The organism is Jiangella endophytica (assembly GCF_003427025.1).
Lineage (GTDB): Bacteria > Actinomycetota > Actinomycetes > Jiangellales > Jiangellaceae > Jiangella > Jiangella endophytica.
Genome location: NZ_QVAI01000020.1, coordinates 59,127 through 76,963, shown reverse-complemented (window position 1 = coordinate 76,963; position 17,837 = coordinate 59,127). Strand labels below are relative to the sequence as shown.

General features: G+C 74.6%; 15 protein-coding genes. 10 read left to right on the top strand and 5 right to left on the bottom strand.

Annotation, left to right across the window (positions count from 1 at the left end):
* Positions 1-27: 27 nt before the first annotated feature.
* The 9 genes from DZA62_RS29650 (at position 28) to DZA62_RS29610 (ending at position 10,560) form a co-directional block, all read left to right on the top strand.
* On the top strand, positions 28-2,433 hold the full coding sequence (locus DZA62_RS29650; protein WP_198664346.1) for an ATP-binding cassette domain-containing protein: 2,406 nt from the start codon (positions 28-30) through the stop codon (positions 2,431-2,433).
* Complete coding sequence (locus DZA62_RS29645) at positions 2,426-3,121, top strand: response regulator transcription factor (RefSeq protein ID WP_116952558.1); 696 nt, start codon at positions 2,426-2,428, stop codon at positions 3,119-3,121. The genes DZA62_RS29650 and DZA62_RS29645 overlap by 8 nt, the downstream gene beginning before the upstream one ends.
* A complete protein-coding gene (locus tag DZA62_RS29640; protein WP_116952557.1) occupies positions 3,121-4,206 on the top strand; it encodes a sugar ABC transporter substrate-binding protein in 1,086 nt (361 codons plus the stop codon). Before DZA62_RS29645 ends, DZA62_RS29640 begins: the two co-directional genes overlap by 1 nt.
* Positions 4,203-5,354 (top strand): sugar ABC transporter permease, encoded by a 1,152-nt coding sequence (locus DZA62_RS29635; RefSeq protein WP_157987984.1) that lies wholly within the window; start codon positions 4,203-4,205, stop codon positions 5,352-5,354. The genes DZA62_RS29640 and DZA62_RS29635 overlap by 4 nt, the downstream gene beginning before the upstream one ends.
* 118 nt (positions 5,355-5,472) lie before the next feature.
* Positions 5,473-6,630: an ROK family transcriptional regulator gene (locus tag DZA62_RS29630; protein WP_116952555.1), complete on the top strand. Its 1,158-nt coding sequence runs from the start codon at positions 5,473-5,475 to the stop codon at positions 6,628-6,630.
* 169 nt (positions 6,631-6,799) lie between these two features.
* Positions 6,800-7,897 carry a sugar ABC transporter substrate-binding protein gene (locus DZA62_RS29625; protein WP_198664345.1) on the top strand — a complete coding sequence of 366 codons (1,098 nt, stop codon included), beginning with the start codon at positions 6,800-6,802 and terminating at the stop codon, positions 7,895-7,897.
* Positions 7,898-7,974: 77 nt separating this feature from the next.
* Positions 7,975-8,796 carry an ATP-binding cassette domain-containing protein gene (locus DZA62_RS29620; protein WP_116952621.1) on the top strand — a complete coding sequence of 274 codons (822 nt, stop codon included), beginning with the start codon at positions 7,975-7,977 and terminating at the stop codon, positions 8,794-8,796.
* Positions 8,793-10,055 carry a sugar ABC transporter permease gene (locus DZA62_RS29615; protein WP_116952553.1) on the top strand — a complete coding sequence of 421 codons (1,263 nt, stop codon included), beginning with the start codon at positions 8,793-8,795 and terminating at the stop codon, positions 10,053-10,055. The genes DZA62_RS29620 and DZA62_RS29615 overlap by 4 nt, the downstream gene beginning before the upstream one ends.
* Positions 10,056-10,197: 142 nt before the next feature.
* Complete coding sequence (locus tag DZA62_RS29610) at positions 10,198-10,560, top strand: VOC family protein (protein WP_116952552.1); 363 nt, start codon at positions 10,198-10,200, stop codon at positions 10,558-10,560.
* On the opposite strand, the gene DZA62_RS29605 is transcribed toward DZA62_RS29610, so the two are convergent.
* From DZA62_RS29605 to DZA62_RS29585, 5 genes are all read right to left on the bottom strand, one after another.
* On the bottom strand, positions 10,557-12,071 hold the full coding sequence (locus DZA62_RS29605) for a hypothetical protein (RefSeq protein ID WP_116952551.1): 1,515 nt from the start codon (positions 12,069-12,071) through the stop codon (positions 10,557-10,559). The two genes, DZA62_RS29610 and DZA62_RS29605, sit on opposite strands and share 4 nt — an antisense overlap.
* A gap of 110 nt (positions 12,072-12,181) precedes the next feature.
* Positions 12,182-12,691 carry a hypothetical protein gene (locus tag DZA62_RS29600; protein WP_116952550.1) on the bottom strand — a complete coding sequence of 170 codons (510 nt, stop codon included), beginning with the start codon at positions 12,689-12,691 and terminating at the stop codon, positions 12,182-12,184.
* A gap of 25 nt (positions 12,692-12,716) precedes the next feature.
* Positions 12,717-13,256 (bottom strand): hypothetical protein, encoded by a 540-nt coding sequence (locus DZA62_RS29595; RefSeq protein ID WP_116952549.1) that lies wholly within the window; start codon positions 13,254-13,256, stop codon positions 12,717-12,719.
* Positions 13,253-13,516, bottom strand: a complete 264-nt coding sequence (locus DZA62_RS29590) for a hypothetical protein (protein ID WP_116952548.1) — start codon at positions 13,514-13,516, stop codon at positions 13,253-13,255. The genes DZA62_RS29595 and DZA62_RS29590 overlap by 4 nt, the downstream gene beginning before the upstream one ends.
* A 47-nt stretch (positions 13,517-13,563) precedes the next feature.
* A complete protein-coding gene (locus DZA62_RS29585; protein WP_198664344.1) occupies positions 13,564-16,311 on the bottom strand; it encodes an AAA family ATPase in 2,748 nt (915 codons plus the stop codon).
* 29 nt (positions 16,312-16,340) lie between these two features.
* Here DZA62_RS29585 and mftG point away from each other — a divergent pair, with 29 nt between their 5' ends.
* Entirely contained in the window at positions 16,341-17,834 is a 1,494-nt protein-coding gene (mftG, locus tag DZA62_RS29580; protein WP_116952547.1) for a mycofactocin dehydrogenase MftG, read from the top strand.
* Positions 17,835-17,837 lie beyond the last annotated feature (3 nt).

The following is a 17,837-nucleotide window of genomic DNA, read 5'->3' as shown; positions in this document are numbered from 1 at the left end:
GCGGCCGTCGTCGGCGAAGATGGGGGGATGACCGACGGCGACGGCCGCCGCGGCAGCGCCGCGCCGATCCTCGAGCTGCGTGGCGTCACGAAGCGCTACGGACGGCTGCGCGCACTCGACGGCGTCTCGCTGAGCGTGCGCGGCGGCGAGATCGTCGCCGTCGTCGGCGAGAACGGCGCCGGCAAGTCGACCCTGGTGCGCTGCATCGCCGGCGACACCGACGCCGACGAGGGCCAGGTCGAGGTGCTGGCCTCCGCCGGCCGGCCGCCGGTCTCGGTGGTCTGGCAGGATCTCGGGCTCTGCGACGACCTCGACGTCGTGGCGAACATCTTCCTGGGGCGCGAGCACTCCCGGGGGCTGCTGGCCGAGGGCCGCATGGCCTCCGACGCCCGGCAGGCGCTGGAACGGTTCGGCTCGCAGCTCACCGACGTCCGGGCCCGGGTCGACACCCTCTCGCGCGGCCAGCGCCAGGAGGTGGCGCTGGCCCGGGCGCTGTCCACCGGCGCCGACCTGCTCGTGCTCGACGAGCCCACGGCCTCGCTGAGCGTGCTGCGCCGCGCCGAGATCATGCGGGTGCTGAGCGATCTGCGCGACGCCGGCCGGGCGATCGTGCTGGTCAGCCACGACCTCGACGAGGTCTTCGCACTGGCCGACCGCATCGTGGTGCTCCGGCACGGCCGCATCGTCGCCGGGGTGTCGCCCGCCGAGGTGCACTCCGACGACGTCGCGGCGCTGATGTCGGGCATCGAGACGGAGTCGGCGGCGCGCCGCCAGCTGAACCGCCTGAAGAGCCTGGTCGAGCAGCTCTCCGCCGCCGACCCCGCCGCGTCGCTCCCGCTCGTCGTGTCCGCCACGGCGGCCGCCCTCGACCAGGACATGCTCTGCGTGCACCTGCTCGACCACGCACCGCGCGGGCCGCTGCTGCGCCGCACGGCCGCCATCGGCCTGCCGCCGGCCCTGGCCGACGACACCGCACTGGTGCCGGTCGGGACCGCGGGCGGGCTGGTCGGCACGGCCGCGGCGCTCGGCCAGCTCGCCGTCACCGACGACCTCAGCGACGAGTCGGCCTGGACGGGCTACCTCGAGCAGGCCTCCGCCGCCGGCGTGCGCAGTGCGTGGTCCGCGCCCATCGTCGGCTCCGCCGGGGTGCTGGGCACCATCACCGGGTTCAGCGCGTCCGCCGGCCGGCTCGACGCCGACCGCCGCGAGCTGGTCTCGCTCTACGCCGGGCACGCCGCCAGCGCCATCGAGCGCGAGCGGCTCATCGACGAGGTCAGCCGGCGCAACGAGATCCTCGAGTCGCTGCGGGCGATGCTCGAGACGCTGGCCGGCCCGGACCGCGTCGACGGCGGCCTGTCCGCCGCGCTGCTCGCACTCTGCCGCGGCCTGGGCGCCCGGTCCGCGGGCATGCTGCTGACCGGTGTCACCGAGATCACCGGCGGCGAGCCCCGGTGGGTGCACATCGACATCAGCGAGTCGGCCGAGTCCGACCTGTATGAACTTCGTGGGCTGGCCGAGACCGCGCCCGCCGGCATCGACCGGCCGCGGCGCCTCGGCGACGGCCTCGCCATCGCCGGGCTGCCGATCCCCGGTGGCACCGGGCTGCTGCTCGCCCGCTGGGACGACCCCGCCGAGCCCGGCCGCGACGCCGTCGAACTGCTCGACGACGCGAGCCGGTCGCTGGCGCTCGCCCTCGAGCGGGAGATGCTCGAACGCGCGCGGCGCGAGGCGGCGGCCGCGCGACGCTCGCAGCAGCTGCAGCGCGAGGTGCTGCAGCACCTCAGCCACGAGCTGCGCACGCCGCTGACCGCGATCCACGGGTACGCCTCCACGCTCCAGCAGCCCGACCTCGTCTGGGACCCGGAATCCATCGAGCGGTTCCTCGCCGCCATCACGACGGAGTCCGCGCGCATGGAGCGTCTCGTCGGTGACCTGCTCGACTCCTCCGCCATCGAGTCCGGCCTGCTGCGGCTGCGTCCCGACTGGACCGACGTGCACCTGGTCCTCGAGGCGGCCCGCAGTTGCGTGCCGCATCCCGACCGCGTCAAGGTCGGCGTCGCCGCGGACCTCCCGCCGATCTGGGCCGACCACGACCGCCTGGAGCAGGTGTTCGTCAACCTGCTGGAGAACGCGGTCCGCCACGGCGGGCCGGACGGCGGGGTCCGCGTCACCGCCGCGGCCGTCGACGGCGGAGCGTCGGTCGAGGTGCTGGTCAGCGACGACGGCCCGGGCATCCCGCCCGCGGTCGCCGAGAAGATCTTCGAGCCGCGGGTGCGCGGCGAGGGCAGCACCGGCGCGGGGCTGGGGCTGGCCATCGTCCGTGGCATCGCCGAGGCGCACGGCGGCCGGGTCGAGCTGGTGGCCGGGCCGGAGTCGAGCTTCCGAGTCATACTGCCCGTGGAACCCGCCGACGGCGAGGAGAACGATGGCTGAGGCGCCCGGCGTCCTCATCGTCGAGGACGACCGCATCATCGTCGACGTCCTGCGATCGAACCTGACCGCCCGCGGCTACCGGGTCGTGGTCTCCATCGACGGCTCCGACGTACTCCGGCTGCTCGACGAGGCCGCGCCCGACGTCGTCCTGCTCGACCTCATGCTGCCCGGCCGCGACGGCTTCGACCTGTGCTGGGCGGTGCGCGACCGCTCCGACGTCGGCATCATCGTGCTGTCGGCGCGCCGTGGCGAGACCGACAAGGTGCGGGCGCTGAACCTGGGCGCCGACGACTACCTCACCAAGCCGTTCGGCATCGAAGAGCTGCTGGCCCGCGTCAACGCGATGCTGCGCCGGGCCCGCCCCGCCGAGCCGCGCCTGGTGGCGCCGCAGGTGCGGGTCGGCGACGTCCGCATCGACTTCGACGCCCAGCTGGTCACCAAGGGCGGCAAGCGGGTCCACCTCACCCGCACCGAGTACGCGCTGCTGCGCGAGCTGGCGATGCACCCCGGCCGGCTGCTCTCGCACGCCGAGCTGCTGCGCCGGGTGTGGGGGCCGGGCTACGAGACGCAGACCGAGTACACGCGCGTGTACGTCGGCCGGCTCCGGGCCAAGCTGGAAGGCCCCGACGGCACGGAGCTGATCGTCACCGAGCCGCGCGCGGGCTACCGCTTCACGACGGACGGGTGATGGGCCGCCGCCTGCTCGCCGCCGCCCTGCCCACGGTGTTCGCCCTGGCGCTGGGGGCCTCGGCCTGCGGTAGCGCCGACGCGGGCGGGTCCGGCGAGCTGCAGATCGCCCTGCTGCTGCCGGAGAACAAGACGGCCCGGTACGAGTCGCACGACCGCCCGGCCTTCGTCGACCGCGTCCACGAGGTGTGCTCGGAGTGCGAGACGCTGGTCAGCAACGCCGACCAGGACGCGGCCCACCAGCAGGCGCAGGCCGAGGCGGCGCTCACCAACGGCGCCGACGTGCTCGTGCTCGACCCCGTCGATTCCCGGTCGGCGTCGGTCATCGTCCGTCAGGCGCACGCCGCCGGCGTCCCGGTGGTCAGCTACGACCGCCTGGTGCTCGACGCCCCGGTCGACTTCCACGTCACCTTCGACAACGAGCAGGTCGGTCAGCTGCAGGCCGAGGTCCTGCTGGCCGCGGTCGGCGACACCGCCGGCGAGCTGGTGGTGCTCAACGGCTCGCCCACCGACGACAACTCCGCGCTGTTCCGCCGCGGCGCGCACAGCATCCTCGACGCCGCCGGTGTCGCCGTCGGGGCCGAGGTCGACGTGCCGGACTGGTCCCCCGACCAGGCCCAGGAGGCGATGGAGCGGGCCCTGACGACGCTGGGCCGCGACCGCGTCGCCGGCGTCTACGCGGCCAACGACGGCATGGCCGGCGGCGCCATCGCCGCGATGAAGGCGGCCGGGCTCGACCCGCTGCCGCCGGTGACGGGGCAGGACGCCGAGCTGGCGGCGGTGCGCCGGATCCTCACCGGCGAGCAGTACATGACGGTCTACAAGGCGGTGCGCACGCAGGCCCGCATGGCCGCCGACATCGCCGTGAGCCTGGCCCGCACCGGCGAGCCGCCCGGCGGCCTGCGGACCAGCTGGGTCGACAACGGGCACGGGCGGATCCCCGCGCTGATGCTGGAGCCGGTCGCCGTCACGCGCGACACCATCGCCGCGACGGTGGTCGCCGACGGGTTCTGGTCGGCCGACGAGATCTGCGAAGGGCTGGAGCAGCAGTGCGCCGCCGCCGGCCTGAGCGAGGGCGCGCCGTGAGCGGGTCGGTCTCGCCGGCGCGTCTGGGCCGCTGGGCGCCGCCGGCCGCGCTGGCCGTCATCTGGCTGGTCATGAGCCTGAGCAACCCGCGCTTCCTGTCGGCGGTGAACCTCACCAACCTCATGCTGCAGATCGTCGCGGTGGGCGCCGTCGCGGTGGCCGTCGTCCTCGTGCTGCTGATCGGCGAGATCGACCTGTCGGTCGGCGCGGTGTCCGGGTTCGGAGCCGCCGTCACCGCGGTGCTCAGCGTGAAGCAGGACTGGCCGGCCGTGCTGGCCATCCTCGCCGGGCTGCTGACCGGCGCCGTCGTCGGGCTGCTGCACGCCACCATGGTCACGCGCGTCGGGGTGCCGTCGTTCGTGGTGACGCTCGCCGGGCTGCTGACGTGGCAGGGCGCGCTGCTGCTGGTCCTCGGCGACACCGGCACCGTCAACATCGACGACCCGCAGCTGGTGGCCATCGCCGGGACGTTCCTGCCGCCGGCGCTCGGGTGGCTGCTGGCCGCGACGGTGAGCGGCGTCGCCGTCGTGGCGATCGTCGGGTACCTGCGCGGTGAGCGGCTGCGGCCGGCCCGGCGGGTCTGGCCGTGGGTGCTGGCCGGCGTGGGCGCTCCGGTGGCGGTCGCGGTGTTCAACGCCGACCGCGGGGTGCCGCTGGCCGTCGTGGTGTTCCTGCTGCTGCTGGCCGGGGGCGACCTCATGGTGCGCCGGACCAAGCTCGGCCGCCACGCCGTCGCCACCGGGAGCAACGCGTCGGGGGCGCGCCGGGCCGGCATCGCGGTCGACCGGATCCGCCTGGTCGTGTTCACCCTCGCCTCCGTGCTGGCCGTCACCGGCGGCATCCTGGCCGCGTCGCGGCTGCTCGCGGTGAACCAGTCGTCGGGCAGCACCGACCTGATGCTGACCGCGGTGGCGGCGGCGGCCATCGGCGGCACGAGCCTGTTCGGCGGCCGCGGCACGGTGTGGTCGGCCCTGCTGGGCGCGCTGGTCGTCGGCTCGCTGGCCAACGGCCTGGACCTGATGGGCGCGTCGTCGGCCATCCGGCTGATCGCGACCGGGCTGGTGCTCGCCGTCGCCGTCGGGCTGGACACCTTGGCGCACCGCGCGGAGGTCCGGCCGTTCCGCGAGCATTCGCGGCCCGGGCCCTAGGCCCCACGCGACAGCCTGCGGCCGGGTTGCGGCGACGGTGTAGCGTTCACGCCATGACGTCAAGGGGCAGACACCCCCTGGTTCCCACGTAGTCCCCCGCCGACGGAGGTGAGCCACCGTGCCTGACGCCACCGGCCCCGGGTCGCTGTCCGCACTGCGGCTGGCGAACCGGCAGCGGCTGCTGCTCGCGCTGACCCCCGGGCAGCAGATCAGCCAGGCCGAGCTCGCCCGGCTGACCGGGCTCGCGCCGGCGACCATCTCGGGGCTGGTGCGCGACCTCGTCGACGAGGGCCAGCTGCTCGTCCGGCAGGGCGTCGCCAACGGCAGGCGCAGCCGGCTGGTCGAGCGCGCGCCGACGCGGCAGCGCTACGGCATCGGCATCGACCTGGGCCGCACCCATGTCCGGGTCGTCGCCGGCGTGGAACCCGGCGAGGTGCTCGCCGACGCCGCGGCCGTGCTCACCGACGGCCTGACCCCGGACACCGTGGTCGCGGCCATCGGCAAGCTCACGGCGCAGGTCTGCGACGAGGCGGGCCTGCGCACAGGTCAGGTCACCGGCATCGCGGTGGGCGTCCCGGCGCCGGTCGACGCCGTCACGGGCGTCGTCACGGAGACCGCCATCCTGCCCTCCCTGGTCGGCTTCCCGCTGCGCGACGAGGTGTCGGCGCTGCTGGGCCGGCCGGTGGTGGTCGAGAACGACGCGAACCTCGGCGCGCTCGCGCTGGCCCGGCGGGCGGGTGCCCCGCGGTCGGTGGTGTTCGTCAAGGTCGGCTCCGGCATCGGCGCGGGTGTCGCCGTCGCCGGGCAGCTGCTGCGCGGCGACTTCGGCAGCGCCGGCGAGATCGGCCACCTCGCCCTCGATCCGGGCCTGTCGGTGGTGTGCCGCTGCGGCCGCCGCGGCTGCCTCGAGACCGTCGGCTCGGCCGAATCGGTCCGGACCGCGCTGAGCTCGGCGCTGCAGCACGACCTGAGCCTCGCCGAGGTGCTCGGGCTGATCGGCGACGGCCATCCCGTGGCGGTGCACGTGCTCGAGGACGCCGGCGAGCTGCTCGGTCGCGGCCTGGGCTGGCTGGCGATGATCCTCAACCCGGCCGAGATCGCCCTCGGCGGCCCGCTGATCGCCGCCGGCGACGCCTGGCTGCGCCCGGTCCGGCAGGGCTTCCGACGGGCCGTCCTCCCCGGAGTGGCGGCCCGGACCGGCATCATCATCTCCCCGCTCGGCGAGGCCACCGAGGCCGCGGGCGCGCTGATCGCCGGCCTGTCGGCCGCCGATTGACCCCTCACCAGCCATATCAGCATATTGCGGTCGAAAAGCGAACGCATAAACAAGATGTAAACGCGTAATGTATTTGAGCCTTGACGGCAACGCGCGCACGGTTCCACACTCTCCACACCCGGCCGACGCGATCGGCCGGCTCAGCGCGAACCCAAAGGAGGGTTTCACCGTGCATCAGCCCAATCGACGGGCTGCCGTCTTCGCAGTCCTCGCCCTGGCGGCCGGCGCACTCGCCGCCTGCGGCGCCAACGACGACAACGGTGGCGGCGGCGACGGGACCGCGAGCGGCGACAGCACCGGTAGCGGCAGCGCCGCCACCATCGCCCTGCTCCTGCCGGAGTCGGCGACCGCCCGCTACGAGGCGTTCGACCGCCCGCTGTTCGAGGCCAAGGTCGCTGACCTGTGTCCCGACTGCACGATCAACTACTTCAACGCCGACCAGGACGAGACCAAGCAGGCCGAGCAGGTCGACACCGCCATCTCGCAGAACGTCGACGTCATGGTGCTGGACCCGGTGAACGGCGCCTCCGCGGCGTCGCTGGTCGCCGACGCCCAGGCCGCCGAGATCCCGGTCATCGCCTACGACCGCTTCATCGAGGGCGCCGACTACTACACCTCGTTCGACAACGAGAAGGTCGGCGAACTGCAGGGCCAGGCGCTGGTCGATGCGGTCGGCGGTGCGGGCGACGTGCTCATGCTGAACGGCTCGCCCGACGACCCGAACGCGGCCCAGTTCAAGTCCGGCGCGCACAGCGTCATCGACGCCAGCGAGCTCACCGTCATCGGCGAGTACGACAACCCGGACTGGAGCCCGGACAACGCGCAGGCGTGGACCACGGACCAACTCGACACCATCGACCCCGCCTCGCTGGCCGGCGTCTACGCCGCCAACGACGGCCAGGCCGGCGGCGTCATCGCGGCGCTGACGGGTGCCGGTCTGGCGGCCGACGCGCTGCCGCCGGTGACCGGGCAGGACGCCGAGCTCGCCGCGATCCAGCGCATCGTCGCCGGCGAGCAGTACATGACGATCTACAAGCCGATCAAGGGCGAGGCCGAGGGCGCCGCCGAGATGGCCATCGCGATCGTCAACGGCGAGGAGGTCGCCGACACCACCGACTTCCAGGGCGTGCCGTCGCTGATCCTCGACCCGATCGTGGTCACGGCCGACAACGTCGGAGACACCGTCGTGGCCGACGACTTCTGGACCGTCGACGACATCTGCACCGATGAGTACGCGGACGCCTGCACGGCGGCCGGACTCAGCTGATCCTTCGAATACCTGACGAGGGTGGCGCGCCGGAGCTCCTCCGACGTGCCACCCTCGATGACGAGGAGATGGTGCCGATGAGCGTCGCCACACACGAGAGCGGGTCTCCCGCCAGTACCACCGAACCGGTCCTGGAGCTCACCGGGATCGGCAAGCACTTCGGCGCCGTACAGGCGCTGGCCGGGGTCGACTTCCAGGTCCGCGCCGGCGAGGTGGTCGCCTTGGTCGGCGACAACGGCGCGGGCAAGTCGACCCTGGTCAAGATCATGTCGGGCGTGTACCAGGCCGACTCCGGCTCGATGCAGGTCGAAGGCCGCCAGGTGCACATCCACAGCCCGAGCGCCGCGCAGTCGCTGGGCATCGCGACGGTCTTCCAGGACCTCGCGCTCTGCGACAACCTCGACGTCGTCGCCAACCTGTTCCTCGGCAGCGAGCTGGGCACGAAGGCGTGGATGGACGAGGTCGCCATGGAGAAGGAGTCCTGGCGGCTGCTGCGCGAGCTGGGCGCGAAGATCCCGACGGTGCGCATCCCGGTGGCCAGCCTCTCCGGTGGCCAGCGGCAGACCGTCGCGATCGCCCGCAGCCTGGTCGGCAACCCCAAGGTCGTCATGCTGGACGAGCCGACCGCCGCCCTGGGCGTCGCGCAGACCGCCGAGGTGCTCAACCTCGTCGAGCGGCTGCGCGAGCAGCGCCTCGGTGTGATCCTCGTCAGCCACAACATGGCCGACGTGCAGGCCGTCGCTGACCGCATCGTGGTGCTGCGGCTGGGCCGCAACGAGGCCGAGTTCCGCACCGTCGACGTCACGACCGAACAGCTCGTCGCCGCCATCACCGGCGCGTCGGACAACGTCGTGGCCGAACGCAACGCCCGCCGCGAGGCACCAGGGGGGCAGTCATGAGCAGGACCAGGACGCCTCAGGCCGACGACACGGCGGCCCGGGCCGACCTGATCGACGAGCGGCTCGCCCAGGACACCGGGCTGCGCGGCGCCGTCGACGCGTTCCGGCGCCGGATCCGCGACGGCGACCTCGGCCTGCTGCCGGTGGTGATCGGGCTGCTCGTGATCGGCCTGGTCTTCTACCTGCAGGACGTCACGTACCTGTCGTCGAGCAACCTGGTGAACATCACGCTGAACGCGGTGCCTTACGGCATCATCGCGGTCGGCATCGTGCTGGTGCTGCTGCTCGGCGAGATCGACCTGTCCGTCGGCTCGATCAGCGGCCTCGCGGCGTCGATCACCGCGGTGATGGTGGTCAACAACGACCAGCCGCTGGTGCTGGGCATCCTGGCCGGCGCCGGCACCGGTGCGGTCATCGGCATCGCCTACGGACTGATCTTCACCAAGATCGGCGTGCCGAGCTTCGTCATCACGCTGGCCGGCCTGCTCGGCTTCGTCGGCGTGCAGTATCTCGTGCTGGGCGACCAGGGCACCATCAACCTGCCGCGGACGTCGGCGCTGGCGCAGTTCGCCCGCGAGGACTTCCTCAGCCCGGTGGTCTCCTACGTCGTCGTAGCGGCGATCGTGGCGCTGTACGCGCTGGTCAGCATCATCGGCATCCGGCGGCGGACCGCGGCCGGGCTGCCGGCGCAGTCGCTGACGCTGGTGCTGGTGAAGTCGGCGATCCTGCTCGGCGGGCTGGGCTTCCTGACGTACTACCTGAACATCGACCGCGGCTGGGGCTACGCGGTGGTGTTCTTCATCGGGCTGGTCGTCCTGCTGGACCTGGTGCTGCGCAAGTCCACCTGGGGCCGGCACCTGTACGCCGTCGGCGGCAACGTCGAGGCGGCCCGCCGGTCCGGCATCAACGTCAACTGGATCTACATCTCGGCGTTCTCGCTGACCGGCACGCTGGCCGCGACGGGTGGCCTGATGTTCCTCGCCCGGCTGACGTCGGTGTCGCAGGCCAGCGGCAGCAACGACGTCAACCTGACGGCGATCGCGGCGGCGGTCATCGGCGGCACCAGCCTGTTCGGCGGCCGCGGCTCGGCCTACTCCGCGCTGCTCGGCGTCCTGGTGCTGACCGCGATCACCAGCGGTCTCAACCGCATCGGCGTCGACTCGTCGGTCCGCTACATCGTCACCGGCGCCGTTCTGCTGCTCGCGGTCTCGATCGACGCGATCGCGCGGCGGGCCCGCGCCAGCAGCGGCCGAGGTTGACTCCGGGCCGTCCGGCGGCGCGTGCGTGCGCGCCGCCGGACGGCCGGATCGCCAGGGCGTGCGGCGAGAACGCGGTGCGGTGCCCGCCCGGGCGTCGCGCGGCAGGCCATGGACCCGGGAGACATGCCCTAGCATCGCGGGCATGTCCCTGGACCTGTTCCCCGTCGTCCCGGTCACCGATTTCGCAGCCGCGACCGCCTGGTACGAGCGGCTGTTCGGCGCGGAGTTCACGTTCCGCGCCCACGACACCGAGGTGGTGTGGGAGCTGGCCGAGCACCGGTACGTCGCCGTCCACGAGGCGCCCGAGCACGCCGGCCACACCCATGTCACGGTGTTCGTCGACGACCTCGACATGCTGGTCGAGGGCATCTCGGCGCGTGGCATCGAGCCGGCGCTGCGTGAGACGTACGGCAACGGCGTCCGCAAGCTCACCTACCGCGACCCCGACGGCAACGAGATCGGCTACGGCGGCGCGCCGGTCGCGGATGCGACCGGCACCCCCTAGCCCCGGCAGCCGCGCGGCTCGTACTGGCTCAGGTCGGTGATGTGCGCCCGGCCCGGCGGCGACGGGATGCCGCCGGAGCGCTGGATCGGGCGCACCCCCAGTGGCTTCATGAAGAAGTTGATCACGGAGGCGACGAAGGCCGGCACCGTGTAGCCCACGCTGTACGTGGCGTCGACGGCCAGCGTGGCCCCACGGCATTTCAGCTTGGTTCCCTCCACCGGTTTCAGCGGCGCGAAGTCCGCCAGGTCGGAGCCGACCGTGACCCCGGCCGACACCACGAGACCGGCATTGAGGCCGGTCATGAAGCCGAAGGCGCCGATCCCGATGGTGAACGTGGTCTTGAACGCCAGCACGATCCCCTGCACGCCGACGTTGATGCCGTCGATCGAGTCGAGCAGGCTGCTGCGCATCGCGGGCGCCGTCGGCAGGTGCACGCCCCACGAGCCGCCGCGGTAGCCGAAACCGAGCTCGCCGCCGATGACGTACTCGCCGCGGGCGCTGATGTTGCCGTTCTTCGCGCTGAACGCGGTCGTGATCTGGATCTCCTGCCGCGCGGTCAGCGTGAACGGCAGCCCGAGGACGTGCCCGACCGGGACGCTGAAGTCGATCGGGATCGGGAACGTCTTGTCCAGCTGCCGGTCGGTGCCGACGGCGCTGGCGGCGGTGAGGTCCAGCCGCACGCCGCCGGCTCCGTGGACGGCCAGTTCGGCCACCCGGATCCGCCCGCCGGAGATCTCCAGGTGGAACCGCGCCGACGGCTTCTCCATGACGAGGGTGACGGTGCCGGCGAACCGGATCCCGCCGTCGTCGTAGGTGAGGTGCGCGCCGACGCCGCCGTGGCAGCACATCGGGGTGACGCGGAAGCCGCGGGTGCTGACCGGCCTGGGCGCGCCGACCACCGGCCGCGGCTGCTCCACCCGCGGTGGCGCGCCGCCCTGGGAGCGGACGTGGGAGCTGCGGACGATCGCCGTCTGCTCGGGCGCCGGCTCCAGCTCGGCGCCGGCCGGAGCGTCCTCCGCCCACATCCCGCCCTCACCGAGGTAGGCGGCCGCGCCGCCGAGGTCGATCGGCGCGTCGCCGCGGAACGTGCCGTCGCGGATCACCTCGGTCAGCTCCACGGGCGCGAGCGTGACGGCGAGGTCGTCGCCCGCGGGCCGGACGTCGACGATCCGGCCGACGCCGCGCGACGTCGCGAACAGGACGGCGCCGGGCTCGAGCCGGTCGGCGCCCTCGGCGTCGCCGTCGATCGTCCACGTGACGCCGTCGGCGGTGACGGAGACGACCGCGTCGGCGCCGGCCGGCAGCAGGACGACGTCGGGCTGGTAGGTCACCGCGTCGTCCGGGACCGGCGCCTGCCCGTAGCGCAGCTCGGCCTCGGTCAGCGGCTGCCCGTTGACCTCGGCGACGGTCTCCCCCGGCGGCGCGGCGCCGGACTCGCCGGACCCGCCGCCGCAGCTCGCGGCCGTCAACAGGGCCAGCGCCAGCAGCCCCGCCAGCGTCCCGCGGCCCATCGTCCGCGCCGACGTTCGCGTCGGCTGTCGGTGCCCGCCCGTAGGGTGGGACTCCCTCCCAGCCGGGCGGGCCACGTCCTCGGCGCACAGCTTTCGGCGAACCATGTCCGTCAGGACGGAATCGCGTCGAGCAGCGCCTGCAGGGCGGCCTCCAGGCCGTCCGCGCCGCCGCCCAGACTGCTGACGTTGATCGTGTAGCTGCCCGACGGCTGGATCAGCACGGCCTCGCCCTCGACGTCGCCCACGCCCAGGTAGCCCAGGTCGCCGCGGTCGAGGTCGGCGACCCGGTCGAAGCGCTGGCCGGCCTGCTCGCGCGAGTAGTCGTAGGTGACGCTGCCGGCGGCCTGCGACGACATGGTCGCCTGGACGATCGCGACCCCGTCGATGAAGTAGCAGGGACCGTCCGCCTCCAGCGGGGTGCCGACGATGTCCGAGACCTGCTCCGCGGTGAACGGGCAGTCCGGGACGTCGTCGTTGCCGAGCACGGCGAGTTCGCCGCCCTCGTCGTCGGCCACCGGCGCGGCGTCGCCGGACGTCTCGCCGTCGTCGTCGGAGCCGCCGCAGGCCGTGAGGGCGCCGAGCAGCGCGAGGCCGAGCAGCAGTCGGGCGGTGGGTCGCATCGGAAGGTCTCCTCTGGTGTCGGGGTCAGATCCGGTCCGCGACGATGCGGGCGGTCTCTTCCAGTGGCCCGGCGAACAGCGCCGGGTCGTCGAGCCGGACCAGGCGGACGCCGATCCAGGTGCCGTCGACGAGGACGAAGACCATGCCGTCCTCGAGGTGTGCCTCGTCGCCGATGCCGGGCAGCTCGGTGAACACGTGGCCGAGCTGGCGGTCGATGTCGAGGATCTTCAGGGCGCCGTCGCCGACGTACACCTCGACCTGAGCGGTCGGGCCGGTGACCGGGCCGGTCCACGTGCACGAGGCCAGGCCGGCCACCGGCGGGTCCAGCGGGGTGGCGGCCAGCGTCTCGGCCTCGGCCTGGGTGAGCAGCGCGCACGCGTCGACGGTCTCCGGCGCGGGCGGCGGAGTGGTCTCGACGGGGGCCGGCGGCGGTGCGGCCGGCGGGTCGGTGAAGATCGAGCCGGCGGTGGCGTCGTCGCTCGCCGCGATCGGCTCGTCGTCGCCGCACCCGGCGAGCAGCACCAGCACGAGCGACACGGCGGCCGCCATCGGTCGGTTCCTCATGGGCGTCGTCCTTCCGCGAGGGTGTCGTCGGCGACCGGGTGCCACGCGGCCGGGCCGATCCGGTCCACCCGCCAGCCGGCGGCGGCCGCCGCGGCGACGACCGTCGGCTCGTCCGGGCCCTCGACCAGCGCCAGCACGACCTCGTCGGCGGGCAGCCGGACCGCCAGCCGCAGCCGGACGTCCTCCGGCAGCGCCGGCACCGGCTCGGCCGTGTCGTCGGGGCCCGTGTAGTGCTCCAGGGCGTACAACCGCCTGTTCACGGCACTGACGTTAGGGAGCGAGACCCCCGCGGGAATCGGGTGTTTCCCTATCCTTCGACGACGCGGCGGGCCATCGCGGCGCCCAGTTCGGCGCGGCTGGCGATGCCCAGCTTCCGGTAGACGCGGGCGAGGTTGGCCTCGACGGTCTTCGGGCTGACGAACAGCTCGTCGGCGATCAGCCGGTTGGTCCGGCCCGCGGCGGCCAGCCGGGCGACCCTCTCCTCGGTGGGTGTGAGAGCGAGCGGCGCGGCCGGGCGGCTCCCGACGCGGGCCAGCTCGTCGCGCGCCCGCCGTTCGAACGCGGCGGCGCCGAGTGCGGCGAACTCGGCCGCCGCTTCGGTCAGCGCGGTGCGGGCGTCGCGGCGGCGCCTGGCCCGGCGCAGTGCGACGCCCGCGACGAGCAGGCAGCGGGCGCGGTCCAACGGGACGGTCTCCGGCGCGATCTCCGCGCGGGCGGCGGCGAGGTCGGCCAACGCGCCGTCGAGGCCGTCGCCGGTCGCGCCGCTGAGCAGGACGGCGCTGCGGACCAGGCCGAGGCGTGTCCAAGGCCGCGGCAGCCGGGCGTGCCGCTCGGCCAGCCGGTCCAGCACGGCCGAGGCACCGTCGAGGTCGCCGACCGCCACGCAGGCCTCGATCCAGTCCGGTTCGAACCGCTGCGCCAGCGGCTCCACCAGCCCGGTGTCGCGCAACAGCTCGGACATGTCGCGGTAGTGCGTGACGGCGTCGGCGGACCGGCCGGCGCACAGCGCGGCGAACGCGGCCAGCCCGAGGTGGATGCGCCGGGCCCAGCTGTCGCCGCCGGCCTGGCGCAGGCCCGTCTCGGCCGCCGTCGCCGCCTCGGCCAGCCGGCCGCGGTGCGCGTCGAGCGTCGCGGCCAGCCAGGCCTCGCCGACCAGCCCGGTGCCCAGCTGTTCGCCCAGGTCACGGGCGGCGGCGATGTGCGCGGCCGCCGCAGCGAACCGGCCGGCCGACAGCTCCGCCTCGGCCAGGTGCATGAGCGCCTCGTGCTGCCCCGGCTCGTCGCCGACGGCCTGGGCGCGGCCCAGCATCGTGGTGAGGCGGTCGCGGGCACGGCCGTGGTCGTCGACGGACTTCCACCAGATGGCCGGGATGGTGCCGGACAACCAGGACGGGCCGTCGTCCTCCAGCGCCAGCGCGTCGTCGAGCAGCTCGGTGCGGGCCGGCCGGCCGGAGCGCACCTCCTGGAAGAACAGCTGCAGCAGCGACGCGGAGAGCAGAGCGCGGTCGTCGCCGGTGGCGCCGGCCAGCAGGGTGCACGCGGCCCGGGCGTGCGGGATCGCGTCGGCCGGCGAGTCGTGGAACATGCTGAGGTGCGCGTGCACCCGGCCGGCGACGGCGGAGTCCGGCGGCACCGAGGCCAGCGCGTCGCGGGCGGCGGCCGCGGCCGGCGCCCCGGCGTCCTCGACGTTCCAGGCGACGGCGGCGCACAGCAGCAGCGCCTCGGCCCGCAACTCGCCCGTCGCGACCTCGGCCAGTGCCAGCGCCCCGGTGCGGGTGGCCTCGTAGGCTCCGGCGTCGAACCGGCAGCGCAGCGCGGTCAGCCGGCGCGACTGCCCACTCTCCCCCGTCGTCGGCGGGGTCAGCTCGGCCGCGCGGTCGAACAACTCCGCCGCCAGTTCGGGCGCTCCGCGCCGGCGCAGCCGCCCGGCCGCCTCGGCCAGCTCGCCCGCCACCTCCTCGTCAGGGCCGACGGTGCAGCGGGCCAGGTGCCGGGCCCGCTCGTCGGGGTCGCCGACCACCTCGGCCAGCACGCCGTGCAGCCGCCGCCGCACGCCGGACGGCGTCTCGGCCCGCACGACCGACGCGTAGAGCGGGTGGGCGAACGCGACCGCCGCATCGGCGACGGTCACCAGCCCGGCCTCCTCCGCCGGGTCGAGATCGGCCGGCCCGACGCCCGCGGCGGCGAGGTCGGCCGGCCGCGGCACCGCCAGCAGGGCGGCCAGCCGCAGCGCGTCGCGCCCGCTCTCCGGCAGCGCCGCCAGCGATCCCGACAGCAGCTCGCGCATGGACGCCACGACCGGCAGCTCCTCGCTCGGCCGCGGCGGGTGCGGCAACCGGGTCGCCGCCCGGGCCAGCTCGATGGCCAGCAGCGGGACGCCGCCGGCCTCGCGTGCGACGCGGGTGAGCAGCGGCCGGCTCAGCGTGGTGCCGAGCCGCTCGCGCAGCACCCGGTGCAACGCGCCCACGCCGAGCGGCGTCACCTCGATGCGGGTGAGGCGGGCGTCGTCGCGGTCCAGGCCGAGCGGGGCCGGCGCCGGTGCCGTCGTCCGCCGGCTGACCAGTGTCGGCACGCCCGGAACGCGGCGCAGCGCGAACCGCAGCGCCCGCTCGCTGGGCGGGTCCAGCCACGGCGCGTCGTCGACCGCCACGACGACCGGCGCCCCGCCGGCGACCGCGCCGTCCAGCAGGGTCCGGACGGCGGCGCCCAGCGCCCGCTCGTCCATCGTGTCGTCGGGCGGACGCTCCAGCAGGACGGCCTCGGCCGCCCGCCGCTGCGGGCCGGGCAGGTCCGGCACCGCGCCGGAGAGCGGGCCGAGCAGGTCGGCCAGGCCGGCCAGCGGCAGCGCCGCCTCGGTCTCCGTCGGCGCGGCGGCCAGCACGAGGACGCCGTCGTCGCGCAGCCGGGCGACCAGCGCACGCCACACCGCCGTCTTGCCGATGCCGGCGGGTCCCTCCAGCAGCACGGACCCGCCCGCGGCGAGTGCCCGGCAGGCGCGCTCGAACTCGTCGTCGCGCCCCACGATGTTCCCCACGACCTGCCCCACCCCGGTCACGCGGTCATGATCGCAGATACGGTGCGAGGGTGTCGTACGACGTCGTGGTGGTCGGCGCGGGCGCCACCGGCGCACCGCTGGCCGCGCGGCTGAGCGAGGACCCGGCCCGGCGGGTGCTGCTGCTCGAGGCCGGATCCGCCGACGTCCCGGCAGCCCTGCTGGACCCCTGCACGATGCCCGCGGCGGCGCCAGACCACCCGGCGGCCTGGGCGTTCCCGGTCCGGCTGACCCCTGACGTGACGGCGGTCGTGCCGCGCGGCCGGATCCTCGGCGGGTCGACGGCGGTGAACGGCGGCTACTTCGTCCGCGGGGCGCCGCACGACTTCGATCGGTGGGCGGCGCTGGGGAACCCGGCGTGGTCGTGGGAGCGGGTGCGGCCGTTCTTCGTGGCGCTGGAGGACGACCGCGACTACGGCGACCGGCCGGGGCACGGGCGCGGCGGGCCGGTCCCGGTGCTGCGCGACCGGCCACTTCATCCCCTGACGTCGGCGTTCTTCGCGGCCTGCGCCGAGCTGGGCTTCCCGGCACAGCCGGACCAGAACGACGGCGGGCCGCCCGGCTACGGACCGGTCCCGCTCTCGGTCGCCGACGGGGTCCGGCACAGCACGGCGCGCACCTACCTGGCGGCGGCCGCCGGGCGGCCGAACCTCACCGTGCTGGGTGACGCGCTGGTGCGGCGGGTGCTGTTCACGGGGACGCGAGCGACCGGGGTGGTCGTCTCGCTCGGCGGGCGGCTCGCGGAGCTGCGGGCCGGCGAGGTGATCCTGTCCGCCGGGGCGGTGCTGTCACCGCAGCTGCTCATGGTCTCCGGCGTCGGCCCGCCCGCGAGGCTGGCGGCGCTGGGCGTGCCGGTGATCGCCGGCCTGCCGGGCGTCGGCCGCGGGACCACGGACCACCCGGAGATCACCGTCGGGTACCGAGGGCCGGCGCCGGATCCGTCGGCCGCGCTGCCGTTGCAGGGACGGCTGGCGTTCACCGCGACCGGGTCGCCGTACGAGGGCGACCTCGAGATCCTGTGCTGGACCCGGCCGCTCGGCCACGTCGTCCCCGGCGCCGGCGACGACCTCTCGCTGCGGGTCGCACTGCAACAGGAGACCAGCCGCGGCATCGTCGAGCTGGTCTCGGCCGACCCGGCGGTGCCGCCGCGGCTGGACTACCGGTACCTCTCGACGCCGGAGGACCGGGCCCGGCTGCGCGAGGGCGTGCGGGTGGCGGTGCAGCTGCTGTCGGCGGAGGCGTTCCGGCCGCTGGTGGCCACGCGCACCGGACCGCCGGACGAGGTGCTGGCCGATGACGCGGCGCTGGATCGCTGGCTTCTCGGGCACGTGGGAACGGCGATCCACCTGAGCGGCGGCTGCGCGATGGGCCCGGACGGCGTCGTCGACCAGCACGGCCGCGTCCACGGCGTCACCGGCCTGCGGGTCGCCGACACGTCGATCTTCCCGGCGGTGACGTCGAGCGGGCCGGCCGCGACCGCCGTCATGGCAGGCATCCGTCTGGCGGCGCTGATCGAGACGGAGTAGCAA

Bases quoted from the DNA above. Each gene is read 5' to 3' on its own strand.
- DZA62_RS29650 (WP_198664346.1), top strand. From the start codon at position 28: ATGACCGACGGCGACGGCCGCCGCGGCAGCGCCGCGCCGATCCTCGAG.
- DZA62_RS29645 (WP_116952558.1), top strand. From the start codon at position 2,426: ATGGCTGAGGCGCCCGGCGTCCTCATCGTCGAGGACGACCGCATCATC.
- DZA62_RS29640 (WP_116952557.1), top strand. From the start codon at position 3,121: ATGGGCCGCCGCCTGCTCGCCGCCGCCCTGCCCACGGTGTTCGCCCTG.
- DZA62_RS29620 (WP_116952621.1), top strand. From the start codon at position 7,975: ATGAGCGTCGCCACACACGAGAGCGGGTCTCCCGCCAGTACCACCGAA.
- DZA62_RS29615 (WP_116952553.1), top strand. From the start codon at position 8,793: ATGAGCAGGACCAGGACGCCTCAGGCCGACGACACGGCGGCCCGGGCC.
- DZA62_RS29610 (WP_116952552.1), top strand. From the start codon at position 10,198: ATGTCCCTGGACCTGTTCCCCGTCGTCCCGGTCACCGATTTCGCAGCC.
- DZA62_RS29605 (WP_116952551.1), bottom strand. From the start codon at position 12,071: ATGGGCCGCGGGACGCTGGCGGGGCTGCTGGCGCTGGCCCTGTTGACG.
- DZA62_RS29600 (WP_116952550.1), bottom strand. From the start codon at position 12,691: ATGCGACCCACCGCCCGACTGCTGCTCGGCCTCGCGCTGCTCGGCGCC.
- DZA62_RS29595 (WP_116952549.1), bottom strand. From the start codon at position 13,256: ATGAGGAACCGACCGATGGCGGCCGCCGTGTCGCTCGTGCTGGTGCTG.